This is a genomic window from Streptomyces sp. NPDC107517 (assembly GCF_055582645.1).
This window is the reverse complement of the sequence record NZ_JBVJPM010000006.1, coordinates 269,103-295,306: the sequence shown is the minus strand read 5'-3', so window position 1 is coordinate 295,306 and position 26,204 is coordinate 269,103. Positions and strand designations below refer to the sequence as shown.

Genomic DNA, 26,204 nt, shown 5'->3' with positions numbered 1-26,204 from the left:
CAGCGCGTGAAGAGTGCTCCGGTGCGCGTATGGATCACGGCAAGACGGCTGGGCCCCTTCCCGAACGGCACTCACGCTGGTCCTCGAACTGCTCTATCGGAGGACCGGCAACATGGCCATACCCGCAGGCAACGCGAACACGGCGACGGACGGCGACGGCGTCCAGGAGCCTCCTGACACCCGGCCCGATGCCAGGAACGCCGGAGCCGCCCGGGCCGGTGACCGGCACAAGCTCACCGCGGTCCAGGGGCTCGCCGCACTGTCCCTGGACGCGATGGCCTCGGTGGCGTACGGACCGGAGTCGATCGTTCTGGTGTTGGCCGTGGCCGGTGCCTACGGGATGGGGTTCACGCTTCCCGTCACGCTGGCGATCGCCGCGCTTCTGGCGGTGCTGGTGGCCTCCTACCGTCAGGTCATCGCCGCGTTCCCGGACGGCGGCGGCTCGTACGCCGTGGCGAAGCGGCACTTGGGGCGGCGTACCAGCCTGGTGGCCGCCGGTTCCCTGATCCTCGACTACGTGCTGAACGTCGCGGTCTCCGTCACTGCGGGGGTCGCCGCGCTCACCTCCGCCTTCCCGCAGCTCTACGACGAACGGACCTGGATCTGCCTGGGAGTTCTCGTCCTGGTCACGGCGATCAACCTGCGGGGCGTGGTCGACTCGGCCAAGGCGTTCCTGCTGCCGACCGCCCTGTTCGTCGGTTCGATCCTCGCGATGATCGTGGTCGGGCTCTTCCGCGACGGCCCGGTCAGCACAGCGTCGGCCGACGGCCACACCTCCGCGCTGGGCACTAGCGCCACCACCGTAGGGGCCCTGCTCCTGCTCAAGGCGTTCGCGGCCGGCTGCTCCGCCCTCACCGGTGTCGAGGCCGTGGCCAACGCGGTTCCGTCCTTCCGCGCCCCGGCCGCCCGTCGCGCGCAGCGCACCGAGGTGGCGCTCGGCGCCCTGCTCGGCGTGATGCTGATCGGCCTGTCCGTCCTCATCGGCCGCTTTCATCTCCAGCCGGTCGAGGGCGTAACGGTCCTCGCGCAGCTCGCGGATGCCTCCTTCGGGCACAACGTGGCCTTCTACGTGGTGCAGTTCGCGACGATGGTGCTCCTCGCCCTCGCCGCCAACACGTCCTTCGGGGGGCTGCCCGTACTGATGAGCCTGCTGGCCCGCGACAACCACCTCCCGCATGTGTTCGCCCTCAAGGCCGACCGGCAGGTCCACCGGCACGGAGTGCTCGCGCTGGCCCTGGTCTCCGCGCTGCTGCTGATCGTCTCCGGCGGCGACACCAACACCCTCGTACCGCTCTTCGCGATCGGCGTGTTCATCGGCTTCACCATCTGCCAGATCGGCATGGTCCGGCACTGGTCCGGCGACCGGGTCAAGGGCTGGCGTGCGAAGGCTCTGCTGAACGGCTTCGGCGCCCTGCTCACCGGCGTGGCGGGAGTGGTCGTCACCGCCACCAAGTTCACCGAGGGCGCGTGGCTGATCGTTCTCGCCGTGCCCCTGCTGGTCATCGGCTTCGAGAGGGTGCATCGTGCGTACGGCCGCATCGGCGAGCGCCTCGAACTCGGCCGCATTCCCGAACCGCCGAAGCGCGCCCACTCGCTGGTCGTCGTACCCGTCTCCGGTCTGTCCAAGCTGACGTGCAAGGCGCTCACCGCGGCCCGTTCGCTGGGCGACGAAGTGCTGGCGATCACCGTCACCCACACCGCTCCCGAGGACCGTCGTGAGGCCGAAGCCCTGCACCGCGACTGGGAGTTGTGGAACCCGGGCATCGATCTCGTCGAGCTCAGTTCGCCCACCCGCTCCCTCGGCCGTCCCGTTTCGGCCTATGTACGCGAGCTGTCCGCCACCCACGCCGGCTCCCAGATCACCGTGCTGATCCCGGAAACGGAGTCCGCCCACATCTGGCAGCGACTGCTCCAGAACCAGCGCGGCTCCGTCGTCGCGCACGCGGTACGCCGCGACACCGACGCGGTGATCTGCAGGCTCCGCTTCCGCATCGACGACACCGACGGTCGCTGAAAGGCCCCGTCGGTCCGTCATTCGTAGGGCATTCAACCGTGCGCCGGATCCGTCACACCGCCTGACGGGGAGCAAGCGGTTCTCCAGGCGGGAGGGCTCCGGGCCGACGGGCCTGGGCCCTCCCGCCGACGGCGTCAGGCCAGTGTCTGTGTGAGTTCGCTTCGGGTCGGTGTGTGGACGATGCGGCCGAGCGCGCCGTTGACGATGGGCATGTAGGGCGGGACGTGGCCGCATTCCAGGTCGGCGACGATCGGCACGCCGAGGGAGCCGAGCGCGTCGAGCACGGCCTCGTGCTGGGTGAGGGTGCGGCGGTCCGGCGCGTTGGTCCGGCCGACGAGGATCGCGTTCGCGTGGTCGAAGAGACCGGCGAGCTTCATGCCGTGCAGGTTGCGGCAGATGGTGAAGGCGTTGTCCTCGCCCGCCTCGACGTAGACGAGGAGTCCGTCGGGAGCCTCGTCCCGGGCGAAGGCCGAGGTGTCGAGGTAGGGGGTTCCCGCGAGATCGGACAGCGTCTCGATGCAGCCCCCGATCAGCCGTCCCTCGGCCTCCACGTCACCGCTGCCGTCGAGCCGGGTCCAGGTGCCCGGGACATCGAGCGTGTACTCGCGAACGTCCGGGAAGACGGCGAAGTCGTCGAAGCCGCCGGAACGGTGGCGGCCGGGCGGAGTCTGTGTGAAGCGGTGGCCCGGGGGAGCGGCGGCGATGTCGAGCCAGCTCAGCAGCCCCTCGGGTGCACGATAAGGCGTGTACATGAGGTTGTTGCCATGGACGGTCGCGGTGCCGGTGAGCAGCGTCAGCGGCGTGATGAGGGTCGAGGTGTCGGAGAACCCGACGAACCAGGTGGGCTCGGCCTCGCGCAGCCGGTCCCAGTCGAGCAGCGGGATCAGATCGATCGCGGTCTCCCCGCCCCACGGCGGGACGACCGCCCTGATGGTGGGATCGGTCAGCATCGACATCAACTCACCCGCGCGATCGGCGGCCGAGGCACTGACGTGCCGGGACCCGTCCATGCACCGCCCGACCACCACCTCGTACCCACGGTCCTGCACTTCACGGACAGCGACCCGCAGGCGCTCACTCATCTCCTTCGAGACACCACTCGACGGAGAGGTGACACCGATACGGTCACCGGGACGCAGGGGGCGCGGGTATCGAACCGACATGCGCGGATTCTGGCACGAAGCGCTGCGCGGCCGACAGAGGTTTGTGAGGCGCCGAAGTCGCTTGTCAGGGAAGGGAATTGGCGCATCCGCTGCGAGCGTTTCGCGTGGGACCCCCTGCTTGGGGCCGGCCGTCTGGGCCCTGCGCACCACGACCACCTGCGGGGAGGGCGTCGCGCGCGGCCGTCGGCATCGGCGGTGACACCGACACGGCGGCCGCGGTCACCGGTGGCGAGGGTGTTGTGGCTGCGCGAGCTGACCGATCTCGCGCAGCGTCTCTGCGGCGGCTGACAGCCAGGGAGAACGGGTCAGGCGAGCGTGACCTCCACGGGCAGCTTCTTGATTCCGTTGACGAAGTTGGAGCGGACGCGCGGGACGTCGCCGGTGAGGCGGATGCCGGCCAGGCGCGGGATCAGCTCCTCGAACATGATGCGGATCTCGGTGCGGGCAAGGAGGTTGCCCAGGCACAGGTGCGGGCTCCCCTTGCCGAAGGTGACGTGGTCATTGTCCGCGCGGGCGACGTCGAAGTCGTACGGGTTGCCGAAGACCTTCTCGTCGCGGTTGCCGGACGCGTACCACATGACGACCTTGTCGCCCTCCTTGACCTGCTTGCCGCCGAGTTCGACGTCGCGGGTCGCGGTGCGGCGGAAGTGGTAGACGGGGGACGCCCAGCGCAGGAACTCCTCGACCGCCGTCGGGATGAGGGAGGGGTCCTCCTGGAGGCGGGCCAGCTGCTCGGGGTGCTGGAGCAGCGCCAGCATCGAGTGCGTGATGGTGTGACGGGTGGTCTCGTTGCCGGCGACCACGAGGAGCAGGAAGTAGTTGTCGAAATCCTGTCCGGACAGCGGCAGTCCGTCGCGGGGGGTCTCGTTGACGAGCTTGGAGACCAGGTCGGTGCCGTGACCGCCGCGTCGCTGACGGGCCAGCTCGCGTCCGTACTCGAAGACTTCGAGGGAGGCGGGCGAGCGGAACGGCAGGTCGCGGTACTTCTCGCTCTCCTCGCTGCCGAGGAGCACGTCCGCGTAGTCGGGGTCGGTGTTGCCGATGATTCGGTTGCCCCAGTCGATGAGCTGCTGGTTGTCCTCCGACGGCACGTCCAGGAGGCGGGCCAGGACGTTGATGGGGAAGTCGGCGGAGACCTCCTTGACGAAGTCGAAGCTGCCCTTGGCGAGTGCCGCGTCCAGGGTCTGGGCGGTCAGCCCGCGCAGGAAGTCGGTGTAGCTGTTGATGACGCTCGCGCCGAACTGGCGCTGGAGCAGGCTGCGCATCGCGCGGTGTCGCACGCCGTCGAGTTCCAGGATCGAGGCGCGCTTCTTGATCTGGTCGTCGTCGACCTCTTCGAGGTTGACGAATTTGGTGGACGTGAACGTCTCGGCGTCGCGGTCGACGCGTGCGATGTCCTCGTGCCGGGTGACGGCCCAGAAGCCCGAGTTGGGGGCCTCTTCCGGCTGCCAGTGGACCGGGTCCTCGTGGCGCAGGGTGTGGAACATGCGCCAGGGGGTGACGCCGTCGGTGAAGTTGTCGAGGTCGGCGAGGTCGACGTCGGCGAGCGCCATGGGTTCGGTCGGGTCGATGGCGTCGGTCGGGTTCGTCATGAGGGTGCTCCTGAAGGTGGTGCGGCAGGTCAGAGGTGGTAGGAGTACTCGGTGAACTCCCAGTCCGTGACGTGGTGGTTGAAGCGGTCGACCTCGTCGCGCTTGTAGGTGAGGAAGGACTCGGTGAAGTCCTTGCCGAGGACCTCGGTCAGCGCGTCGTCCGCTTCGAGGGCGTCGAGTGCGGCGGGCAGGGTCGTCGGCAGCATCTGGGACTTCTCGGGGTCGTAGCCGTAGCCCTGCAGGGGCGCCGGGGGCTCCTTGCCGTCCTGGATGCCGAGGAGCGCGGCGGCGCAGAGCGCCGCGGTCGCGAGATAGGGGTTGGCGCTGGCGTCGCCCAGCCGGAGCTCCAGGCGGGCGCCGGAGCCGCGCTCGGGCGGGATGCGGACCATGGCACTGCGGTTGTCGAGGCCCCAGTCGATCAGCCACGGCGCGAGGGTGTCGGGTCCGAAGCGCTTGTACGAGTTCACGGTCGGGTTGAGCAGGGCCGCGAGCGCGGGTGCGTGGGCGAGGATGCCGGCGATGGCGTGGCGGGCGGTGTCCGACAGACCGTAGGCGCCCGAGGGGTCGTCGAAGACGTTGCGGCCCTCCTCGGCGACGGAGCCGTCGGCGGCCTCACCGGAGAAGTGGAGGTGGAAGCCGGAGCCTCCCGCGTCGTTGAAGGGCTTGGCCATGAAGGTGGCCAACTTCCCTTCCTTGCGGGCGAGTTCCTTGACGGCCGACTTGAAGAGGAAGGCGCGGTCGGCGGCGTCCATCGCAGCTGAGTGGGTCAGGTTGATCTCGAACTGGCCCGCGTCGAACTCGTGGTTCGCGCTGATGACGCCGATGTCGAGATCGCGCAGCGTGCGCAGGGTGGGCAGCAGGTGGTTGTCGGCGTCGGCGCGCAGTCCGGCCGTGTAGACGACTCCGGCGACGCCCCGTCCGTAGCGGCGCCACCCGGTCGGCGCGGCCGTGTCCTGTTCGAGCAGGAAGTACTCGAGCTCGGGGCCGACGACAGGTCGCAGCCCCGCTTGTTCCCAGCGGGAGAGCACCGAGCGCAGCAGGTCGCGCGGGGACTCCGGGCTGGGGGAGTCGGTGGCGGGGTCGGTCGTCTCGCCGAGGCACCAGGCGACGCCCGGCTCCCAGGGCAGGCCGCGGGCGGTGGAGAGGTCGGGTCGTACGGTCACGTCGGGCAGGCCCGCGTCGAGGCCGCCCCGGACCGGGACCACGCCGCCCTGCGGGGTGGTGTGGTAGACGGCGCGGCAGAAGGCGAGGCCGTGGTCGCAGGCCGAGGGCAGGTGGTCGAGCAGTACGTCACGGGCGCGGTCGGTGCCGATCAGGTCGGGATACGTCACCCGGACCACGTCGATGCCGTCGGCGGCGAGCCGGTCCATGGCGGTGCGGACTTCTGGGGTGTCTTGAGCGCTCACCGATGTCTCCTCGGCGGATGTGAACGGGGGCGTGGTGGCCGGCGGCCGGACGGGGTGGCCCGCCCGGCGAGGGTCCGGCGTCGGGGTGGACGCCAGACCGGCGTCCACCCCGTTGTTTGGTGCCAAACGGTATGGACGGCGGCCCCTCTCCGCAAGGGGTGCAGGAAAAGAATTTATCCATCTGGATAGCTCTTGACCAGGGTCCGTTCGCTTCTTATGTTGTTTGAAGCCAAACGAGTTGGGGAGTGCGGCCATCCGTACCCCTTTGGCAGGGGCCCGGCCACGGAGCCGGGCCCCACTTCCCTCAGTGCGCCCCGACGCCCTCACCTCCAGGAGGACCGGCCATGAAGGTCGTCGTCGACATGAACAAGTGCCAGGACCACGGACAGTGCGTCTTCTCGGCCCCCGACGTCTTCCAGCTGGACGACAACGGACGCCTCGCCTACGTCAGCGACCCCGACGACGCGCTGCGCGACGAGGTCGAGGAAGCCGCCGACGTCTGTCCGCTGCAGGCCATCCGGATCGAGGCCTGAGATGGCCGAGACGGCACACGCCCCCCGGACTCCGGGGCGCGTCGTCGTAGCCGGTGCCTCGATGGGCGGCCTGCGCGCCGCCGAACAGCTGCGCGCCGCCGGCTGGACGGGCGCGATCACGGTCATCGGCGACGAGCCCCATATGCCGTACAACCGGCCGCCGTTGAGCAAGGACGTGCTCGCCGGGACCGCATCCTTCGAGTCCCTCGCGTTCACGCCCCGGGCAAGTGCGGCGGACGTCGAGTGGCGGCTGGGCACGACCGTCACTTCCGCCCGCCTCGACGAACGTGTCGTCGGACTCGACGACGGTACGGAACTCGCCTTCGACGGCCTGGTCGTCGCCACCGGCATGCGGCCGCGCAGGCTGCGCTGCGACGGTCCCTCGGGTCCCGGCAGCGGCCGGCACACCGTGCGCACCCTCGCCGACGCCCGGAGCCTGCGTGACGAACTGATCCGGCCGGGCGTTCGCGTGGTCGTCATCGGCGCGGGCTTCATCGGCTGCGAGGTCGCCGCCACGGCCAAGGGCCTCGGCGTCGGCGACGTGACGGTCGTCGACCCCGAGCCGCTGCCGATGCTGCGCCCCCTCGGCGAACTCCTGGCCCGCTCCCTGCACCGGCGCCACGAGGAACGCGGCGTGCGCTTCGCCCTCGGGGCGGGTGTCGCGGGCTTCGAGGGCGAGGACCGGGTGACCGGCGTCGTTCTGACCGACGGGACGGTACTGCCGGCCGATGTGGTCGTGGAGTCCGTCGGCTCGGTCGCCAACACCGAGTGGCTGGACGGCAACGGCCTGGATCTGTCCGACGGGGTGCTGACCGACGAGCAGCTGCGCGTCGGCGGCCACCCGAACGTCGTCGCCGTCGGCGATGTCGCCCGCTTCCCCAACGCCCGCTACGACGGCGTGCCCCGCCGCGTCGAGCACTGGTCGATCCCCACCGACACCGCCAAGCACGCCGCGAAGAGCCTCGTGGCCCATCTCGTCGGCAGCGTGGCACAACCCGCGCCGTTCGCTCCGCTGCCCACCTTCTGGAGCGACCAGCACGAGTTCCGGCTGCAGTCCTTCGGCGCACCCGCGCTCGGCATCGCCGACGTGCGCGTCCTGGACGGCGACCCGGAAGGTGACGTCCTCGTCGGCTACCACCACGACGACCGGCTCGTCGGGGTGGTAGCGCTCGGCGGCCCCGCCGCCACCACAGGCGCCGCCCGCTACCGCGCCCAGCTCCTCGCGCAGCCCGCCCTCACCTCGTAAGGAACCCCCAGTCATGGCCAGCGTCCGTGGATACTTCCACCCCAAGACGGCGACCGGCGACGCCTCGCTGATCCCTTCCCCGCCGTGGCACTACTCCGGCGACCTGCTCACCGTCGAGTACCGCACCGACCCCGCCCGGGTGCGTGAACTCCTGCCTGAACCGCTGGAGTTGGCGGACAAGGACCCCGGCGCCGTCGCGCTGATCTGGGCCGACTGGCAGTCCTGCGCCGCAGACGGGAGCCAGCTGCTCGACCCCGTGCTCGCCCAGTACAAGGAGGCCTTCGCGGTCGTGCGCTGCCAGTACAAGGGGCGCACCTACTCGCGGTGCGTGTACATCTGGGTCGACAAGGACTTCGCCATCGCCCGCGGACTGCACCAGGGCTACCCGAAGAAACTCGGCTCCATCCACCAGACCCGCCCGCACCCCTACGGGCCCGCCCCGCGGATCGAGGCCGGCGCCCGCTTCGGCGCGACCCTCGCCGCCGCCGACCGCCGCCTGGCCCAGGCCGTGGTCACCCTGCGCGAGCCGTCGCAGACCAACGGCTTCGTCAACAGCCACCCGATGGCCCACCACCGCTGGCTGCCCTCGATCGAGAAGGGCAAGGGACTGGCTCTCGACGAGCTGATCGAGACCGGCGCCGCGTCCTTCGAGGCCGGTCAGGCGTGGGCCGGTGACGCGGAGCTGGAGCTGTTCGAAGCGCCCACCGAGGAGCTGGCCCGACTGGAGATCAGGGAGCCCATCGCCGCCTACTACCGACAGGTCGGCGTCGTGTGGGACGGCGGCACGCTGCTCGAGTCCGGCACCTCCGGAGCCGAGTGACTCCCGCCCACCACAAGCCACTTGGAGACTGGACATGAGCGAACACACCCTCACCGTGGCCGGTGTCACCGTCGACACCCGGCACTGGATCGGCGGCGAACGCGTCGCCTCAGCCGACACCTTCGTGGACGTCTCGCCGATCGACGGCAGCGTCCTCGGCGAGATCGCCCGCGGTACGGAGACGGAAGCCTCGGCCGCCGTCGCCGCGGCCCGCGCGGCCTTCCCCGGCTGGGCGGCCACCCCGCCCGCCGAACGGGCCCGGATCCTGCACGCCGTCGCCGACGCCGTCGAGAAGCGCATCGAGGACCTCTCGATCGTCGAGACCCACGACAACGGCGCCCTGCTGCGCTCGCACCGACGCGGCGTGATGCCCCGCGTGGCGCACAACTTCCGCTTCTTCGCCGACTGGCTCCTGGGCCTCGGCCACGACGACTTCGACACCCGCGGCCACACCAACCACGTCAGCTGGGACCCGGCGGGCCCCTGCGTGCTGATCACCCCGTGGAACGCACCGCTGATGCTCGCCACCTGGAAGATCGCCCCGGCGCTCGCCGCGGGCAACACCGTGATCCTCAAGCCCGCCGAGTGGTCGCCGCTCACCGCCTCCCTGTTCGCCGACATCGCCGCCGAGGCCGGACTGCCCGCCGGGGTCCTGAACGTCGTGCAGGGCTACGGCGGCGAGGCCGGCAGCGCCCTCGTCTCCCACCCCGACGTGCGCCGCATCAGCTTCACCGGATCGGTGCCCACCGCGAAGACCATCGCCGCCGCGGCAGCCGCCAACCTGGTGCCCGCCAGCTTCGAACTCGGCGGGAAGTCACCGCTGCTGGTCTTCGCGGACGCCGACCTCGACCTCGCCGTCGACCTGGCCGTGGAGCAGTACGACAACGCCGGACAGGTGTGCCTGGCCGCGACCCGCATCCTCGTCGAGGAGACGATCGCGGAGGAGTTCACCCGGCGCTTCACCGAGAAGGCCTCGGCCCTGCGGCAGGGAGACCCGCGCGACGAGAGCACCGACATCGGCCCCAACATCCACCCCCGCCAGCTGGAGAAGATCGACGGCTTCGTGCAGCGGGCCCTCGCAGCCGGGGCCCGCGCCGTCATCGGTGGCCGACGGGGCGAAGGCCAGTACTACGCGCCGACCCTGCTCGCCGATGTCGCCCAGGACGCCGAGATCGTGCAGGAGGAGGTCTTCGGCCCCGTCCTGACCCTGCAGACCTTCGCCGACGAGGACGAGGCGGTCCGCCTGGCCAACGACACCCGCTTCGGGCTCGCCGCCACCGTCGCCACCGGCGACCGCGAGCGCGCCGAGCGCGTCACCGGCCAACTCGTGGCGGGCACGGTCTGGGTCAACTGCTTCTTCGTACGCGACCTCCAGGCACCCTTCGGCGGCTCCCGGCACTCCGGGGTGGGCCGCGAGGGCGGCACGTGGAGCTTCGACTTCTACTGCGACCTCAAGAACACCGTGACGGCACCGAAGGGCTGGCGGGACCATGGGTGAGATCGTCGGGGCGGGGCTGCTCGCCCACGTACCCACCATCGTGCTCCCGCGCGAGACGCGCCTGGAACTGAACGAGGGCAAGGAGATCACCCTCGTCACCGGACTCGACGAACTGCGGCGCGAGGTCTTCGAGCGGGACGCCCCCCATGACTACGACACCGTCGTCGTCCTGGACTCGCACTGGGCCACCACCGTCGAATTCGTCGTCACCGCACAGCAGCGCCGGGCCGGCCTCTTCACCTCCGAAGAACTGCCGCGCGGTATGTGCCGGATGCCCTACGACTTCCCCGGTGACCCCGAACTCGCCCAGAACATCGCGAGGTTCGCGGACGAGCACGGCACCTGGATCACCGCGATCGACGATCCGTACCTGCCGGTCTACTACGCCACGACCAACCTGTGGAAGTTCCTCGGCGAGGGCCTGCCCGACAAGAAGTGGGTCACCATCGGCGTCTGCCAGACCGGTGACATGGAGGACCATCTGCGCCTCGGACGAGCGCTCGCCGACGGCATCGCCGCCACCCCGGGCCGCCGCGTCCTGCTCATCGCCTCGGGCGCCCTGTCACACACCTTCTGGCCGCTGCGGCAACTGCGTGACCACGAGTCGAGCGACCCCGCGCACATCTTCACCGCCGAGGCGCGCGAGGCGGACCTCGAACGCATCGCGTGGTTCAAGGAGGGCCGTCACGACAAGGTCCTCGACACGATGGACGAGTTCTGGAAGTTCAAGCCCGAGGCCAAGTTCTTCCACTACCTGATGATGGCGGGCGCCCTTGGCGAGCGCGCCTGCGTCGCCAGGGCCCGCCAGTACGGCGAGTACGAGAACTCGATCGGCACCGGCCAGGTCCACCTGTGGTTCGACCGCCCCGCCGATGGCTGGACCGGTAGCGGTCTGCCCGCACGACCCGCCCCGCACAACCCCCACAGCCGCGCCTAGGAGCCCCTCATGCCCGAGTACCGCCGCATCCTCCTGGACGGCGCGGCCGTCCAGGTCCTCCGTGAGGACGACGAACTGGTCGCCGGCGACGGCCGCCGCGTCAAGGTCGAGGACGCCCAGCACCTTCCCCCGGTCGTCCCCTCGAAAGTCGTCGCCGTCCATCTCAACCACCGCAGCCGCGTCGACGAGTTCCAGATCGAGCTCACGCCCACCCCGACGTACTTCCACAAGCCCACCTCGGCCCTCAACTCCCACAAGGGCGCGATCGTGCGCCCCGAGGGCTGCAAGTGGCTCAACTACGAGGGAGAGGTCGCCATCGTGATCGGCAGGACGGCGCGCAACATCTCGCCGGCCGACGCGGCGGAGTACATCGCGGGCTACACGGTCGCCAACGACTACGGCCTGCACGACTTCCGCGACACCGACGCCGGCTCCATGCTGCGGGTGAAGGGCTCCGACACCCTGTGCCCGCTCGGCCCGGGCCTGGTCACCGACTGGGACTTCCACGACAAGTACCTGCGCACCTACGTCAACGGAGAGGTGGTGCAGGACGGTTCCACGGCGGAGATGGAGTGGGACATGCACTACCTCGTGGCCGACATCGCCCGCACCATCACGCTGTACCCCGGAGACGTGCTGCTGTCCGGCACCCCGGCCAACTCCCGTCCGGTACAGCCCGGTGACGTCGTCGAGGTGGAGGTGGAGGGACTGGGGCGGCTGACCAATCACATCGTCACCGGCCCCGCCGCGATCCGCTCCGACGTGGGGGCCCAGCCCACCGAGTCCGAGGAAGTCCTGTCCACCGCGCTGGGCGGCGACTGGGAGTTCCGCGGCATCCGCCCGCCCCGCCGGGGCTGACGGATCACGAACCGCGCCGTGCCGGGCCGGCCTCCGAAGCCGCCCGGCGCGGTGCCCCGAGCGCGGTGCCGCGCAGTAGACCGGCGGCCACCGCGAGCTAGGTAGGGTCCCTGACGTGACCGAATCCGCCGAAGCGCCAGACGAGAAGAAGAGCCGGACCCCTCGTGGCGGGGCGCGCAGACGGCTGGACTACGGAGCGGGCCGTGACGCGCTCCTGAGCGCGGCCGTGCGGGTCGTGGCCCGTGGTGGCCTGCGCAGACTGACCTACCGCGCCGTCGCGGAGGAGGCCGGTGTCACCCACGGTCTGGTCGTGCACCACTTCGGTTCCCGCGACGCCCTCATCGAGGCGGCGCTGGCCCACACGGTGTACACCAGCCTGCACACCAGCGCCATGGAGTCCGGCACCGGCAGGACCGCGGACTTCTCCGCGGGGCTGTCGGAGATGGTCGCCGCCAACCCGGACCTGCAGGCGTTCCAGTACGAGCTGATGCTGGAGTCCCGGCGCAGGCCGGAGCTGCTGCCGCCGCTGCGCACCCTGTACGACGAGTACTTCGACGCGGCCCAGCGCGAGTTGAACCGCATGCTTCCGAAGGACGCGAGCCCGGCGCTCATGCGGCTCGTCTTCGCCGCGCTGGACGGCCTCGTCCTGCACCAGCTCGTACTGGGCGAGCCGGAGATGACCGAGGCCGCCCTGGAGGAGCTGAGGTCCCTCCTGCGCAGGCTCGGGGCCGACTCCGAAGAAGACGCCTGACCTTCGCCACCCACGGTGCGAGGGACAGGCGGAGCCCCGCCGGAACCCTCCCGCAGGGCCTTGCCAAACGCCGAGTCCCAGCCGACTATGGGGCAACTCGTTTGGCCTGAAACGAATCGCCCCTCCCCTCATCCCCGGCAGGTGATCCGCGTGGACAGTCAGACGGTCGCAAGGCAACAGACCGTGCAGGACCCGCCCACAGCAGGCAAGCTCAAGTCCAACGCCCTCGGCGTCGTGGGCATCCTCTTCTTCGTCCTCTCCGCGCAGGCGCCGCTGACCGGCATCGCCGGCGCCCTCCCCATCTCCGTCGGCCTCGGCAACGGCGCGGGCGCCCCGGCCGGATACGCCGTGGCCGGGGCGGTGATCTTCCTCTTCTCGGTCGGCTTCGTCGCCATGGGTCGCCATGTCGTGGACGCCGGCGCCTTCTACACGTACATAGGCAGGGGCCTCGGCCGGACCACGGGCACCGGCAGCGCCGGTGTCGCGCTCTTCGCCTACTGCACGATCCAGGCCGCCATGTACGGGCTCTACGGGTCCATCGTGAGCGGGCTCGCGGCGCAGTACACGGGCCTCGACGCGCCCTGGTGGGTCTGGGCAGTGGTCACGATGGTGATCGTCCAGGTGCTCGGCGCCGCGGGCATCGAGATGGGCGCCAAGGTGCTCGCGGTCTTCGTCCTCGCCGAGTTCAGCATCCTGCTCGTCTTCGCGCTGGTCACCCTGGTCAAGGGCGGCGGCCCCGAAGGACTCGGCTTCGCCGAGAGCTTCTCGCCGAAGGCCGCGCTGCAAGGGGCGCCGGGGGTGGCGCTGATGTTCGCGGTGGCGTCGATGTTCGGCTTCGAGGCCACCGCGATCTACGGAGAGGAGGCACGCGAGCCCAAGAAGACCGTTCCGCGCGCCACCTACCTGTCCGTCGCCGTCGTCACCGGCTTCTTCGCCTTCACCTCCTGGATGCTCGTCTCCGCCTACGGCGCCTCGCACGCCACCGCGGCCGCGGGCAAGGCGCTGGCGGGCGGCGACGGCGTGGTGTTCGTCCTCTCGCCCGTCACGGACCTGTTCGGCGGCTGGGCGGGCGACGTCCTGCCGGTCCTGCTCGCCACCTCGCTCTTCGCCGGCATCCTCGCCTTCCACAACTCTGCCAACCGCTACCTGTTCTCGCTCGGCCGTGAAGGGGTGCTCCCGCGCAGGCTCTGTACGCTCAACCGGCGCCACTCGCCCTGGGCGGCCGGCACCGTGCAGACCACGCTCGCGCTGCTCCTCGTCGTGCCGTTCGCGCTGCTCGGCAAGGACCCGGTGCTGAGCCTCTTCTCCTGGTTCAGCGGCGTGGCCGTCCTCGCGATGATGCTGCTGTACTTCCTGACGTCGGTCTCCGTGATCGTCTTCTTCCGCAGGGAACGCCTCGACACCCGCCCCTGGAACACCCTGATCGCACCGGCCCTGGGCGCGCTCGGAATCGGGGGCGCGATCTGGGTGATCCTGGCCAACTTCACGACGCTCATCGGCGGTTCGGCCGAGACGGCGACCTGGCTCGTGCTGAGCGTGCCGGCCGTCCTCGTGCTGAGCGCGGTCGCGGCCCGCGTGGTTCGTGCGCGGGCCGCGACGGCCTGACTCCGCCCGCTCCCTCTCGGGGTGCGCCCGGCGCACATGTCACCGGCGCACCCCGACCAGCGGGCACGATTTTCTTTGACCTCAAACAGATTCAGTGAGCCGGAGGCCACACCATGCTGGAACTCACCCACGACGAGTGGCTGAGCCGCGCCAAGGAGCTGGACCTGTCCGGCTTCCACCACATCGACGGCGCCGACGAACCGGGCGGCGGCGCAACCTACACGGCCGTGTCACCCCGTGACGGACAGGTCCTCGCGCGGGTCGCGGACGGTGGCGCGGCCGAGGTCGACGCCGCGGTGGCCGCCGCACGCCGCGCCTTCGACGCCGGCCCGTGGCCCCGCCTCGCCCCCGCCGACCGGGGCCGCGCCCTGCTCCGCCTCGCCGACCTCCTGGAGGAGCGGCGCGACCGCCTCGCCCTCACCGTGAGCCTGGAGATGGGCAAACCCATCACGGACGCTTACGACATCGAGCTGCGTGCCGCCGTCAACACCTTCCGCTTCTACGGGCAGTTGGCCGACAAGCTCACCGACGAGTCCCCGCACACCGCACCCGACGCACTCGCCCTCGTCACCCGCGAGCCGGCCGGAGTCGTCGGCGCGGTCGTCCCGTGGAACTTCCCCCTGACCATCGCCTCCTGGAAGGTCGCCCCGGCGCTCGCGGCCGGCTGCACGGTCGTCCTCAAGCCCTCCGAGAACTCACCCCTGTCGGCGCTGCAACTGGGGCGGCTGGCCACCGAGGCGGGCCTGCCCCCCGGCGTCCTGAACGTCGTCACCGGCGACGGCCCCACCGCCGGGCGCGCCATCGGACTGCACCCGGACGTCGACGTCCTCGCCTTCACGGGGTCGACGGCCGTCGGACGGCACTTCCTGCACTACGCCGCGGACTCCAACCTCAAGCGGGTCTGGCTCGAACTGGGCGGCAAGTCGCCCAACATCATCCTGCCCGACGCCCCCGACCTGGAGAAGGCGGCCGCGACCGCCGCCTGGGGCATCTTCTTCAACCAGGGCGAGATGTGCACCGCCCCCTCCCGCCTCCTCGTCCACACCTCCGTCGCCGAACGTGTCACCGAGGCGATCGTGCGACGGGCCGGAGAACTGCGGGTCGGTGACCCCCTCGACCCCGCCACCGAGATGGGCGCCCTGGTCGGCGAGGCCCACCTCGGCCGCGTGCTCGACCACATCGACACGGGCATGAGCGAGGGAGCGCGACTGCGCACCGGCGGCACCCGCACCCTGGCCGACACCGGCGGCACCTTCCTGCAGCCCACCGTCTTCGACGAGGTGAACCCAGGGATGCGGCTCGCCCGGGAAGAGATCTTCGGCCCCGTCCTGTCGGTCCTCACCTTCGACGACCTCGACGAGGCCGTCGCCCTGGCCAACGCCACCGAGTACGGACTCGCCGCCGGACTGTGGACCTCCGACCTGTCCACCGCTCACCGGGTCTCCCGCGCCCTCAAGGCCGGAACGGTGTGGGTCAACTGCTACGAGGAGGGCGACCTCACCGTGCCCTTCGGCGGCATGAAGCAGTCCGGCAACGGCCGGGACAAGTCCGCCCACGCGCTGGAGAAGTACACCGAACTCAAGACCACCTGGATCCAGCTGTGACGGCCCGGCCCCTCATCGCCGTACCGGCCCGCTTCGCCGCCTCCACCTCGGCACTGCGATACGCCGCGGAGGTCAACGCCCGCGCCCTGATCGAGGGGGTCTGGAACGCCGGCGGGGAACCGGTCGCCCTCCACCCGCACGCACCCGGCGGAACCGCCGACCCCGGCGAGGTGGCCGCCCGGCTGGCCCGCTTCGACGGCCTGCTCCTGCCCGGAGGCGGCGACATCGCACCACACCGCTACGGAGTCGCCGCGGCACACGCCAGCGTCTACGACGTCGACGACACCCAGGACGCCTTCGACCTCGAACTCGCCCGCCAGGCACTGGATGCCGCGAAACCGCTGCTCGCGATCTGCCGGGGACTCCAGGTGGTCAACACCGTGCTCGGCGGCACGCTGCACCAGGACATGGGAGGCCCCGAACGCGAGCACCGGCACATCGTGCACCCGGTGGCGATCGAGCGCCTCTCGCTGCTCGAACAGGCCACCGGGACCGAGAAACTCGACGCGTCCTGCTACCACCACCAGCGGGTGGACCGGCTCGGCTCCGGACTACGGGTCACCGCCCGCGCCGCCGACGGAACGGTGGAAGCGCTCGAACTCCCTCAAGCGCGCGCCTGGTTCACCGCCGTGCAGTGGCATCCGGAGGACACGGCGCACGAGGACGGCGCACAGCAAGGCATCTTCGACGCCCTGGTCCGGGCGGCGCGCGCTCACGGCTGACACCTCCCGTGGTGCAGGTCAGGACTTGGGGCGGCGCCCGCTGCGGCGGGGGGCGGGCTCGGCGCCGTCCAGGAGGGCGAGCCGGCGCTCCTCGCCGTGCTCCTCGACCTGGAGCACCACCCTGCGCAGGCCGTCCGCGACACCGCGGCACTCCTCGTCGCTGAGCTGCCCGGCGACGAAGGCCTCTTCCTCGTTGAACTTCGGGAACACCCGCCGCATCAGCTCCTCACCCTCGTCCGTGAGGCTGAGCAGCACGAGCCTGCCGTCGCTCGGGTGCCCGGCACGCCGCACCAGGTGCCGCGCCTCCAGCGTGCGGGAGACCCCGGTGAGCGTGCCCTTGGAGATGCCGGCCTCCTCGGCCACATGACGGGTCTCCGACTCACCCCAGACCCAGATCACCCAGAGCACGACGAAAGAGGTCCAGGTGAGGTCGGCCTCGCGCAGGACCGAGTTCTCCAAGTGCTGACGGACGGCCGAGGCGGCCCGGTAGATGTTGGCGACCACCGCCATCTGTTCATGGCGGACCGGCATTCCACCGAGCTTCGCCTCTGCCAGCTTCTCGGCTTCGGTGATGGATCGTTGGCCTGGCACGAGCACACTCCTTCGGCGCCACCACGGCGCGTTCCGGGCAGGGTATCGTTCGGGGCCAAATTGTACGAAGTGCCGCGCATTCCGTCGCGCGGAGAGGTGCCGTCGGCCCGGTCCTGGGGTTCCGGTCAGGAGGTCGAGTCGGCGGGGCCGTACGTGGTGACCCAGCCGCGGCGTATCTCCCATGTGCCCCCGTCGGCGGTCGCTCCGCGCAGGCCGTGCAGGGTGTCCGGGCCGGTGAGGGCCGGCAGGCGAGAGTCGTTGAGCGAGGCGAAGGCGTAGGTGCGGGACGGGTCCCAGTCGGTGGAGTGGCGCAGGCGGCGGGCCAGTTGGGCGAAGCCGAGCGGGGCCGCGGCCACCACCCACGCGTCGGGGAGTCCGGCGGTGAGCCGGGTGGCCGGCCGCAGCCAGGAGGCAGCGTTCTCGGGCCAGTTGACCCTCGTGAGCACCTTGCCGCCCCGCGCTGTCCATGCGGTGGCGAACGCGTCGGCGGCCGCACGGGACGCCGCGTCACGGCTGTGCCCCACGGCGACGGTCTCGATCCGCGACTTCGACGGCGTCAACAAGTTTATGAGCGCGGCGAGTTCGGCCTCCGTGTGCGGCGAGGGGCGAGGCAGGTCGCCGTGCGCGGCCAGGTACGCAGGACTGATCAGGGGCGAGCGGGACGATTCCCGGTCGGAGAGGTTGTTCATGGCGTGGTGCGTGCTCTCTCGGTCGGCTCTCCAACGGGCGTACTCCTCGGGCAGGCAGACCGCGCACGGCCGGAATCCGGCCGCGACGGCGGTGGCCTCGTCCGGGAAGAACACCCGGTGCTTCACGTAGTGGCCCCGGGAGAGGGCCCGCAGCGCGGACGGGCAGTCCAGGCGCCCGTACAGGCGCCCGCGACGGTGCCCGCCGAGCGTTCCCGGGGTCGTGCTCAGATAGGGCGTGCCGTCCCGGCCGATCAGCGCGTAGGTGCGCCGAGACTCGTACGGGGTGGACGGGCCGTCGGGGGTCATGCCGCGTCGTGGAAGACGAGTCCGAGGGTGCGCCGTCGCCCGGAACGCACGGTACTCACGCCATGCCGCATGGGGGCGTTGGACCAGCCGCGCTTCGAGGCGACGGGCCGGTCGCGTGTGGTGAAGACCAGCCCGTGGCCCTGGGGCAGGGTGGTCGAGGATCCCCTCGACTGTGCGCGGGCCCGCTGCTCGGTCATCAGGAACTCGCCACCGGTGAAGTCGGTTCCCGGCGCGTCGAGGCCGATGACGACCTGGAGCGGGAAGAGCATGTCGCCGAACACGTCGCGGTGCAGCGCGTTCCAGTCCCCGGGCCCGTACCGCAGCAGAATCTGCGCCGAGCGGTCCTGTCCGGCCGTGTGGCACATCTCGATCCACTCGTCGAGCGAGTCGGGCCAGGGCGCGGGTCTGCCGAGTTTGCCGGCCCAGTCCCGGGCGATGGGGAGCAGCCTCGGATAGAACGCCTCCCGCAACTCACGGACCAGGTCGGGCAGTTCGTGGGTGAAATAGCGGTACTGCCCGGAGCCGAAGCGGTGGCGGGCCATGTCTACCGTGGTGCGGAAGCGTGCGGTGTCGTCGTAGAGGTCCGCGATCCTTCGGCACTCCTCGGGCGTGAGGAGGCGGCCGGTAGGGGCGTTTCCGTAGGTGTTGAGCTCGTCGGCCAGGGCGCCCCACTCCTCGTGAGCGACGCGGTCCGCGACCGGGCCCGTCAGGCGGGTGGTGTCCAGCATGGTGTGGATCCTCGGGTCGAAGGTGTCACCCCGGCTCCGTCGGCGTGCGTTGTCGGAGCCGGGGGAGCTGTAGGGGCGGCGTTCAGGGGCCCTGCGTTCATGCGGTCTGACGCAGGCCCTCCAGGTCCAGAAGCTGCCGCTTGCGCTCAAGGCCACCCGCGTAACCCGTGAGGGCGCCGTTCGCGCCGATCACGCGGTGGCAGGGGCGCACGACGAGCAGCGGGTTCGCGCCGATCGCCGTACCGACGGCGCGGACGGCGGCCTTCGGGGCACCGATGCGCGCGGCGATGTCGCCGTAGGTCAGGGTGCTGCCGTAGGGGATGGCTTCCAGCGCCTTCCAGACCCGCCGCTGGAACTCCGAGCCGCTGCCGGTGTACTCGATGTCGAAGTGTGTGAGCCTTCCGTCGAAGTACGAGCGCAACTGCGCGGTGATCTCGGCGAACGCGTCCGCGTCCGCAGCCCAGTCGTCCTGGACGACGGCGCCGTTCTTCTGGCCCGGGACGGTCAGCGCGGCAAGTGCCGTGCCGCCCTTCGCGGTGGCCGACTCCTCGCCCACGAGCAGCAGTTCACCCAAGGGGCTGTCGAGCGTCGTGTAGACGGTCATGGTCCGTTCCTTCCGGATCTCCTCGTACGTTGATGTCCTACTGCCGACTCTGCGCCTTATGTGCCGCTATGTCTGGCGGGATTCGGACATCGCTCTGACGGAGTCGATGCCTGGTCGTGAGCGGCTGACGTGGGCCGTCAGCGGGCGTTGTGGAAGATGAGGCCGAGGGTGTTGCGGTGTCCGGACTCGACGGCGTTCGTGCCGTGCCGCACGGGGTGCCGGCGGAAGCCGTTCTTGCCGCGGATCGGGCGGTGCCGGACCGGGAAGATCATTCCCTGGCCGAGCTGCGGTTTGACCACCATGGCGCGGGACTGGAAGCGGGGGCGCTGCTCCACGAACACGTTCTCGCCGCCGGTGAAGTCCTCGCCGGGCTGGTTGAGCATGACGGCGATCTGCAACGGGAAGACGATGTCGCCGTAGATGTCCTGGTGAAGGCAGGCGTAGTCGCCCTGGCCGTACTGGAGGAGCAGCGGGGTCGGCCGCTTCTGCCCGTTGTCCGCGCACTCGTCGATCAGCTCGTCCAGCGTGCCGGGGAAGGTGCGCTCGCCGAGCTGAGGCGCCCACTGGTTCGCCATCCACGCCATCGGTGGGTAGAGCCGCTCGCGGAGGGTCTGGACGAGCGGTACGGCGGTGGGGTCGGCGTAGTACTTGTAGGTGCCCCGGCCGAACTGGTACCGCTGCATGACCACGGTGGACCGGAACAGGGCGGGTTCCCCGAACGTGTCGATGATCTCCTGGCACTGTGTGCGGGACAGGAGGGGCGGGGTGACGGCGACACCTTCTTCGTTCAACTGGGCATATAGATCAGCCCAGTTGAGTGCGCTGAGTGCCGGGAGGCTTGGGTCGTACGGGATGCGGGGTGGCGGGTCGGCGGCCGGTGCGTGGTCGCAGAAGAGTGTGTCCGGGGCGGGGGTGTGCTGGTGCGGGTGGTTCAAGTCAGGGGTCTCTCGCGGGGCGGGGCGGGGCGGGGCGGGCCCGAGGTCCTGCCCCTAGGGGTGCGGCCGGTAAGGCCGGCACCTCCGGCCTTACCGATATTCGCTCCCCGCTCGAGCCGACGCTGGCGGGATTCGGACGTCGCGCTGCCGCGAGGTCATGCCGCTCGTCCCCGCCTCGTGGACAGCGCCGCTCAGCCGATGGCGAGCGGGAGCCTCGCGGCGAAGTCGCCGAGCGAGGCCTTCTCCTCGTCGGTCGGTGTGCGCCGTCCGGTGCCGACCAGGAGCGCGTCCTTGTCGGAGAACGAGGCGGGGAACGGGGCCCCGGCGATCTTCTCCAGCGTCGCGCGAACCGCCGCGAGAGCCTCGGCGGGCGGCTCGGCGGGAGGCTGGGCGGCCGGCCGCAGTCGGGCGATCAGGTCGAGGTGATGCAAGGTCCATTCGAGGACGTACGCGGACAGGAAGTCGCCGACGGTCAGCACCTCGTCGCGGGTGCTGACGCGGGCGGCTGGATCGGCGAGCCGGGCGGCGCGGCCCGCCGCGGCACCGACGTCGTCGAGGTGGAACTTGAGCCACCGCGGCTCGCCGTAGGCGGCGGCCAGCCGGGGGATCAGCGCGTCGAGCGGGTCCTCGCCGGTCGGGGGTTCGACGATGCCCCAGTACGTGACGGCGTCCACGGTCGGTTCGGTTTCCGCCGGCGTGACCAGGGTGATCAGGACGTCCTGGGCGCCGATGACCAGGTGGCACACGAGATCCCGCACGAGCCAGCCCGTACAGCCGGAGGGCCGCTCGAAATCCTCGTCGGGGAGTTCGGCGACGGCTGTGCGCAACGCCGTCCAGGAGCGTGAGAAGAGATCCACCGCTGCACGGTATTGCGGGCCGGGAAGGGCGGACAAGCGTTTCCGGGCGGGTGGTTCGGTGCGTGTCGTCTTCGTGCGGGCGGTGCGTGTGGGGCCCGTTCAACCACCTGTGCGGGTACGTCCCGTTCGGCCACCCGCAGGACGCTCTCGGTTCGGCTCCCCTGCACTCCGCCGTTGCCGGCTGCCGCCCTGGTGGTCAATTCATCCATGAATAACATCACACACTGCTAAAACGCCCATAGCGGGCATATCGCCCAAGCTTTCGCCCGGCCGCCGCCTCCGCCCCTGTAGCGTCGCCGTCATTCGGGATCCGGGCCGTTCATCCGACGGCCGGCTGGTGGGCGCGCGACGAAGCGCTGCTCACCGAGTGCGACGGACGGACTGTCCGCACCGGCCGGCGCGAAGCCCTGGTGTGGGGCATCGGCCGCAGCCCCGACCTCGTCGCAGGACGTGGACCCCGCCGCTGACGGTCAGTACCGCTGCCGACGCGACCGCCGACACAGAGCAGGACGGAACTTCCATGCCGGGAACGCACATGCCGCTGCCGCGGCGCGCAAAGCAAGGACTCGCCGCGGCCCTGGCCGCCGGTTCGGCGCTCACCGCCTTCATGGCCTCCACCCCTGCACCGGCGAGCACCGCGGGTACGAGTGCCGCCGCCACGAGTGTCGAAGGCTCCCCGGTGACGTGCACCTCGCACCGGCCCGGACTGGCGGACCGCCTGGAGCGCGACATAGCCGCCTCGCTCCACGGGCACGGCAAGGCCTCGGCGCTCGCGCTCTACGACCGGACCACGGGCACCTCGTGTGCGTTCCGGGCCGACACGGCCTTCGACTCGGCGAGCGTGGTCAAGGTCACGATTCTCGGAGCCCTGCTGCGCCAGGTCGCCGACGAGAACCGTCACCTGACCTCACACGAGGTCGACCTGACCACCGCCATGATCACCAAGTCGGACAACGCCGCCACGAACGCTCTCTGGCGCCAGGTCGGCCATGACGGCATCCAGCACTTCCTGAACCTGGCCGGAATGCGGGACACCGTGCCCGGCCCGAAGGGCACGTGGGGCCGCACCCAGATCACGGCGGGCGACCAGGTGAAGCTGCTCAGCTTGCTGACCTCGGACAACAGCGTTCTCGGCACACGCTCCCGGAGCTACGCCCTGCGGCTCATGAACCGTGTCGTCCCCGATCAGCGCTGGGGAACGCCGGCCGGCGCGCCCGGGACGGCGACCGTTCACGTCAAGAACGGCTGGCTGCAGCGTTCGACCAACGGCTGGCGCGTGCACAGCGTCGGCGTGTTCACCGGCGGCGGGCACGACTACGGGATGGCCGTGCTCTCCCACGACAACCGCACCATGGAGAACGGCGTCGCGACCGTCGAGCGCGCGGCCCGCGCCATCAACCGCGATCTGAACCTGCCCAAGGCCTCCTAGCCGCTTCCGGCACCCGCCCGCCCGTCAGTCCCGTCACTCCGGTCCCGCCCGTCACTCCCGGGCCGGGCGGGCTCACAGGCGGCGCTGTGCCGCCTCGACGCTGTCGCCGCCGGTCGTGTTGAACGCGATCGCGGCTTGGGGCGCATGGATGCGGATCAGGTTCATGACCTCTTCGAGGAGCGGAAGCAGCTGCTCGGTCTTGCGGATCCCACCGCCGACGACCACCACGTCCCATGGCCGCTCCGTCAGCGCCGCCACGAGGACGGCCTCGGCCGAATCGTCGAACACGACCAGCGCCATGGCGGCATCGATGCCGTGCTCGCCGAACCGGTCCAACTCCTCGTCAAGACTCTTGCGAAGGGCTCCCGCGTCGACACCGGGAATCGCCTCCGGGTCGTAACCGACAACAAGTGCAGAGGGCATAGAGCCAAGCTACCGGGATCCGGCCGCGCGCGGTCTGCCGAACAGCCCTTGGTATCCGCTGGGGAACGGCGGCGTCCGGCATCGACCTCTCCTGTTTCCCCTCTCCTTCTCCTCCCGCCCCGTGATCAGCGCTCCCGTCATGCGACACCTGGGCCGGACGTGCAGACTGCCTGATGGGACCCCGAGGGGGCTCTCACCGCCGGTGCCCGGGCCCGGGAGTCCTATGTGGCGCGCGTCACATCTGGACTCGTCACATCGTGCCGAGCCGCTCCGTCAGAGGGATGTAACCACCGGCACGAACTAGGAGCTCGCCATGGAAGAAGCCCGCCTGAACCTCTTCGCCAACCAGGTCGGGGCCAAGGTCCTGAAGCACATCAACTCGGGCGGCAAGGTGGTGACGGACTCGACGCTTCCGGCTGCCACACAGGAGCTGGTGAAGATCCGCGCCAGCCAGATCAACGGCTGCAGTTTCTGCACCGACATGCACACCAAGGACGCCACGGCGGCCGGGGAGGACCAGACGCGCCTCAACATGGTCGCGGCCTGGCGCGAGGCGAAGGTGTTCACCGACGCCGAGCGCGCCGCCCTGGAGCTGACCGAGCAGGGCACCCGTATCGCTGACGCGAGCGGCGGTGTCCCGGACCAGGTCTGGGCGAACGCGGCCAAGTACTACGACGAGGACCAGCTCGCCGCGCTGGTGTCCCTCATCGCTCTGATCAACGCCTACAACCGCGTGAACGTCCTCATTCAGCTGCCCGCCGGCGACTACCAGCCCGGCCAGTTCGGGTAACCGGCACAGGCGCAGGCCGCAGGCACCGCCTGCGACCTGCGCGGGCCGCGCCTCGGGCGGCGATTGTCAGTGGGGGCTGCCATGCTGCGTTGCATCGGGATTCGTCAGTACACGAAAGGCCTGATCATGCTTTCGACGACGTACGTACCGGGCGCGCCGAACTGGCTCGACCTCGGTGTGCCGGATGTGGACGCGGCCGCGGCGTTCTACGGCGGAGTGTTCGGCTGGACGTTCCAGTCCGCCGGGCCGGAAGGCGGCGGCTACGGCTTCTTCCAGCTCGACGGCAAGAGCGTGGCCGCCGCCGGTCCTCTGACCGAGGAGGGTGCCTCCCCTTCTTGGACGGTCTACTTCAACACCCCCGACGCCGACGGTGTCGCCAAGGCCGTCGAGGCGGCCGGCGGCACGGTCCGCGTTCCGCCCGGCGATGTCTTCACGTCGGGACGGATGGCCGCCTTCACGGATCCGGCCGGCGCGCAGTTCGCGGTCTGGCAGCCCGGTGACGTCCAGGGTCTCGAGACGGTCATGCAGCCCAACGCCCTGTGCTGGACCGAGCTCTACGTGGCCGACGCCGACGCGGCCAAGGACTTCTACCGCCAGGTGTTCTCGTGGCAGTACCAGGACATGCCGACGGGCGACGGCGGTCCCCCGTACACCGTCGTCGCCCCGGCCGGTTCCGCGGACGTGGGCGAGGCGGGCCACGGCGGCATCATGCAGCTCCAGCCGGAGAACCTCGACGCGGGATCCGCTGCCGAGTGGCATCCGTACTTCGGCGTCGAGGACTGCGACGCGACCTACGCGGCCGCCACCGAGCGCGGTGCCACGACGCTCTTCCCGCCCATGGACGTGCCCGGGGTCGGCCGCTTGGCCATGGTGAAGGACCCGTTCGGCGCCACCTTCGCCCTCATCAAGGGCGACCCGTCCATGGGCTGACGGACGAGCGGACGTCTTTACCCCACGACGAGGACCAGCTTGCCGGTCGTCCGGCCGGTCTCGCCCAGCTCGTGCGCCTTGGCGGCCTCGGCGAGCGGGAAGGTGCCGGCGATCGTCGCGCGGAGCGTGCCCTCGGCGATGAGGTCGGCGATCGCGTTCATTCCGGCGTGGTCGGCCTCCACGAGCATCTCCACGCCCCGGACGCCGAGCCGCTCGGCCTGCTCGGCCAGCTCCGTGGTGCCGGTCGGCAGTATGGAGACCAGCAGGCCGCCCGGGCGCAGCGTGGGCAGGGACCGGGTGCGGTAGTCGCCGCCGATGGTGTCCAGGACGACGTCCACGTCCCGGACAGCCTCGGTGAAGTCGGTCGTCCGGTAGTCGATCAGCTCGTCGGCACCCAGACCGCGCACGAAGTCGTGCTTGGCCGCACTCGCGGTGCCGATCACGTACGCGCCGCGCGCCTTGGCGATCTGCACCGCGAGATGGCCGACGCCGCCGGCGGCCGCGTGGATCAGGACGCGCTGCCCCGGCTGCACCTGAGCGGTGTCGACCAGGGCCTGCCAGGCGGTCAGCGCGGCGAGCGGAATGGCGCCCGCCTGCACGTGGTCGACCTCGGACGGCTTGTGCGCGAAGGCGCGGGCGGGCGCGGTGACGTACTCGGCGTGCGAGCCCACGCCGTGCGGGTAGGGCAGCATGCCGAAGACCTCGTCGCCCGGCTTGAACAGGGTCACGCCGAGTCCCGTCTGCTCGACGACGCCGGACACGTCCCAGCCCAGGACGAACGGCGGCTCGCCGAGGAAGATGCCGAGCGCCCGGTGCTTCCAGTCGGTCGGGTTGACGCCCGCGGCATGGACCCTGATCAGGATCTCGCTCAGTCCCGGTGCCGGGCGCTCGCGCTCGACCTCTTTCAGTACCTCGGGGGCGCCGAGGGTGTCCTGGCTGACGGCCCGCATGGTGGGGGCGGCGGGCGTGGTGGATGTGGTGGGTGCGGTGGTCTCTGAAGTGCTCACGGCTCCAGCGTGCCGTGGCCGACCGCCCGAGAAAATGGCATGACTGTCACCATTCGATAGGATCGTGCCATGAGCGGTGGCAGCGGTGGCAGCGGTGGCAGCGGTGGCAGCGGTGGCAGCGGTGGCAGCGGTGGCAGCGGTGGCAGTCGGGTCGGTGACGCGAGGG

General features: G+C 70.6%; 25 protein-coding genes. 14 read left to right on the top strand and 11 right to left on the bottom strand.

All coding sequences use genetic code 11. The features are described from left to right. Positions 1–112 precede the first annotated feature (112 nt). Positions 113–2,014: an APC family permease gene (locus ACZ67T_RS17265; protein WP_469984812.1), complete on the top strand. Its 1,902-nt coding sequence runs from the start codon at positions 113–115 to the stop codon at positions 2,012–2,014. Between the two features lie 134 nt (positions 2,015–2,148). On the opposite strand, the gene ACZ67T_RS17260 is transcribed toward ACZ67T_RS17265, so the two are convergent. The 3 genes from ACZ67T_RS17260 to ACZ67T_RS17250 all read right to left on the bottom strand — a co-directional run bounded on the left by ACZ67T_RS17260 (position 2,149) and on the right by ACZ67T_RS17250 (position 6,175). Continuing rightward, positions 2,149–3,177, bottom strand: coding sequence for a S66 family peptidase (locus tag ACZ67T_RS17260; RefSeq protein ID WP_469984811.1), 1,029 nt, complete (start codon positions 3,175–3,177; stop codon positions 2,149–2,151). Positions 3,178–3,482: 305 nt separating this feature from the next. Next, the gene (locus ACZ67T_RS17255) at positions 3,483–4,769 is read right to left on the bottom strand and encodes a cytochrome P450 (RefSeq protein ID WP_469984810.1); all 1,287 of its coding nucleotides are present in this window, start codon (positions 4,767–4,769) and stop codon (positions 3,483–3,485) included. A 29-nt stretch (positions 4,770–4,798) separates the two neighbouring features. Next, the gene (locus tag ACZ67T_RS17250) at positions 4,799–6,175 is read right to left on the bottom strand and encodes a glutamine synthetase family protein (protein ID WP_469984809.1); all 1,377 of its coding nucleotides are present in this window, start codon (positions 6,173–6,175) and stop codon (positions 4,799–4,801) included. Between the two features lie 344 nt (positions 6,176–6,519). On the opposite strand from ACZ67T_RS17250, the gene ACZ67T_RS17245 reads away from it, so the two are divergent. The 10 genes from ACZ67T_RS17245 (at position 6,520) to ACZ67T_RS17200 (ending at position 16,749) form a co-directional block, all read left to right on the top strand. Next, on the top strand, positions 6,520–6,708 hold the full coding sequence (locus ACZ67T_RS17245) for a ferredoxin (RefSeq protein WP_361406740.1): 189 nt from the start codon (positions 6,520–6,522) through the stop codon (positions 6,706–6,708). 1 nt (position 6,709) lies between these two features. Then, positions 6,710–7,954, top strand: a complete 1,245-nt coding sequence (locus ACZ67T_RS17240; protein WP_469984807.1) for an NAD(P)/FAD-dependent oxidoreductase — start codon at positions 6,710–6,712, stop codon at positions 7,952–7,954. A 13-nt stretch (positions 7,955–7,967) separates the two neighbouring features. Beyond that, positions 7,968–8,774 carry an acetoacetate decarboxylase family protein gene (locus tag ACZ67T_RS17235; RefSeq protein ID WP_469984806.1) on the top strand — a complete coding sequence of 269 codons (807 nt, stop codon included), beginning with the start codon at positions 7,968–7,970 and terminating at the stop codon, positions 8,772–8,774. 34 nt (positions 8,775–8,808) lie between these two features. Beyond that, the gene (locus ACZ67T_RS17230) at positions 8,809–10,272 is read left to right on the top strand and encodes an aldehyde dehydrogenase (RefSeq protein WP_469984805.1); all 1,464 of its coding nucleotides are present in this window, start codon (positions 8,809–8,811) and stop codon (positions 10,270–10,272) included. Beyond that, positions 10,265–11,209, top strand: coding sequence for a 3,4-dihydroxyphenylacetate 2,3-dioxygenase (locus ACZ67T_RS17225; protein WP_469984803.1), 945 nt, complete (start codon positions 10,265–10,267; stop codon positions 11,207–11,209). Before ACZ67T_RS17230 ends, ACZ67T_RS17225 begins: the two co-directional genes overlap by 8 nt. 9 nt (positions 11,210–11,218) lie before the next feature. Continuing rightward, the gene (locus ACZ67T_RS17220) at positions 11,219–12,067 is read left to right on the top strand and encodes a fumarylacetoacetate hydrolase family protein (protein ID WP_469984802.1); all 849 of its coding nucleotides are present in this window, start codon (positions 11,219–11,221) and stop codon (positions 12,065–12,067) included. A 115-nt stretch (positions 12,068–12,182) separates the two neighbouring features. Next, a complete protein-coding gene (locus ACZ67T_RS17215; RefSeq protein WP_469984800.1) occupies positions 12,183–12,818 on the top strand; it encodes a TetR/AcrR family transcriptional regulator in 636 nt (211 codons plus the stop codon). A gap of 150 nt (positions 12,819–12,968) precedes the next feature. After that, on the top strand, positions 12,969–14,423 hold the full coding sequence (locus tag ACZ67T_RS17210; protein WP_469984799.1) for an APC family permease: 1,455 nt from the start codon (positions 12,969–12,971) through the stop codon (positions 14,421–14,423). A 113-nt stretch (positions 14,424–14,536) separates the two neighbouring features. Continuing rightward, on the top strand, positions 14,537–16,027 hold the full coding sequence (locus tag ACZ67T_RS17205; RefSeq protein WP_469984798.1) for an aldehyde dehydrogenase: 1,491 nt from the start codon (positions 14,537–14,539) through the stop codon (positions 16,025–16,027). Further along, positions 16,024–16,749, top strand: a complete 726-nt coding sequence (locus tag ACZ67T_RS17200) for a gamma-glutamyl-gamma-aminobutyrate hydrolase family protein (RefSeq protein ID WP_469984796.1) — start codon at positions 16,024–16,026, stop codon at positions 16,747–16,749. Before ACZ67T_RS17205 ends, ACZ67T_RS17200 begins: the two co-directional genes overlap by 4 nt. An 18-nt stretch (positions 16,750–16,767) precedes the next feature. On the opposite strand, the gene ACZ67T_RS17195 is transcribed toward ACZ67T_RS17200, so the two are convergent. The 6 genes from ACZ67T_RS17195 to ACZ67T_RS17170 all read right to left on the bottom strand — a co-directional run bounded on the left by ACZ67T_RS17195 (position 16,768) and on the right by ACZ67T_RS17170 (position 21,459). Next, positions 16,768–17,340 (bottom strand): MarR family winged helix-turn-helix transcriptional regulator, encoded by a 573-nt coding sequence (locus ACZ67T_RS17195; RefSeq protein ID WP_469984795.1) that lies wholly within the window; start codon positions 17,338–17,340, stop codon positions 16,768–16,770. Positions 17,341–17,465: 125 nt separating this feature from the next. Further along, positions 17,466–18,335, bottom strand: coding sequence for an Ada metal-binding domain-containing protein (locus ACZ67T_RS17190; RefSeq protein WP_469984793.1), 870 nt, complete (start codon positions 18,333–18,335; stop codon positions 17,466–17,468). After that, complete coding sequence (locus ACZ67T_RS17185; RefSeq protein WP_469984791.1) at positions 18,332–19,063, bottom strand: 2OG-Fe(II) oxygenase; 732 nt, start codon at positions 19,061–19,063, stop codon at positions 18,332–18,334. Before ACZ67T_RS17185 ends, ACZ67T_RS17190 begins: the two co-directional genes overlap by 4 nt. A gap of 97 nt (positions 19,064–19,160) precedes the next feature. Further along, positions 19,161–19,667, bottom strand: a complete 507-nt coding sequence (locus tag ACZ67T_RS17180) for a methylated-DNA--[protein]-cysteine S-methyltransferase (protein ID WP_469984789.1) — start codon at positions 19,665–19,667, stop codon at positions 19,161–19,163. Positions 19,668–19,804: 137 nt separating this feature from the next. Further along, positions 19,805–20,602, bottom strand: coding sequence for a 2OG-Fe(II) oxygenase (locus ACZ67T_RS17175; protein ID WP_469984787.1), 798 nt, complete (start codon positions 20,600–20,602; stop codon positions 19,805–19,807). Positions 20,603–20,793: 191 nt separating this feature from the next. Next, positions 20,794–21,459 (bottom strand): maleylpyruvate isomerase N-terminal domain-containing protein, encoded by a 666-nt coding sequence (locus ACZ67T_RS17170; RefSeq protein WP_469984785.1) that lies wholly within the window; start codon positions 21,457–21,459, stop codon positions 20,794–20,796. Between the two features lie 520 nt (positions 21,460–21,979). Between ACZ67T_RS17170 and ACZ67T_RS17165 the strand changes: the two genes are divergently transcribed. Next, complete coding sequence (locus ACZ67T_RS17165; RefSeq protein WP_469984783.1) at positions 21,980–22,888, top strand: serine hydrolase; 909 nt, start codon at positions 21,980–21,982, stop codon at positions 22,886–22,888. Positions 22,889–22,960: 72 nt separating this feature from the next. Here the strand turns inward: ACZ67T_RS17165 and ACZ67T_RS17160 are convergent, their stop codons facing one another. Further along, entirely contained in the window at positions 22,961–23,311 is a 351-nt protein-coding gene (locus tag ACZ67T_RS17160; protein ID WP_469984781.1) for a hypothetical protein, read from the bottom strand. 313 nt (positions 23,312–23,624) lie between these two features. Between ACZ67T_RS17160 and ACZ67T_RS17155 the strand changes: the two genes are divergently transcribed. Next, positions 23,625–24,101: a carboxymuconolactone decarboxylase family protein gene (locus ACZ67T_RS17155; RefSeq protein ID WP_469984780.1), complete on the top strand. Its 477-nt coding sequence runs from the start codon at positions 23,625–23,627 to the stop codon at positions 24,099–24,101. A gap of 126 nt (positions 24,102–24,227) precedes the next feature. Next, complete coding sequence (locus tag ACZ67T_RS17150) at positions 24,228–25,031, top strand: VOC family protein (RefSeq protein WP_469984778.1); 804 nt, start codon at positions 24,228–24,230, stop codon at positions 25,029–25,031. 17 nt (positions 25,032–25,048) lie between these two features. On the opposite strand, the gene ACZ67T_RS17145 is transcribed toward ACZ67T_RS17150, so the two are convergent. Next, entirely contained in the window at positions 25,049–25,981 is a 933-nt protein-coding gene (locus tag ACZ67T_RS17145; RefSeq protein ID WP_469985016.1) for an NADP-dependent oxidoreductase, read from the bottom strand. Positions 25,982–26,204 lie beyond the last annotated feature (223 nt).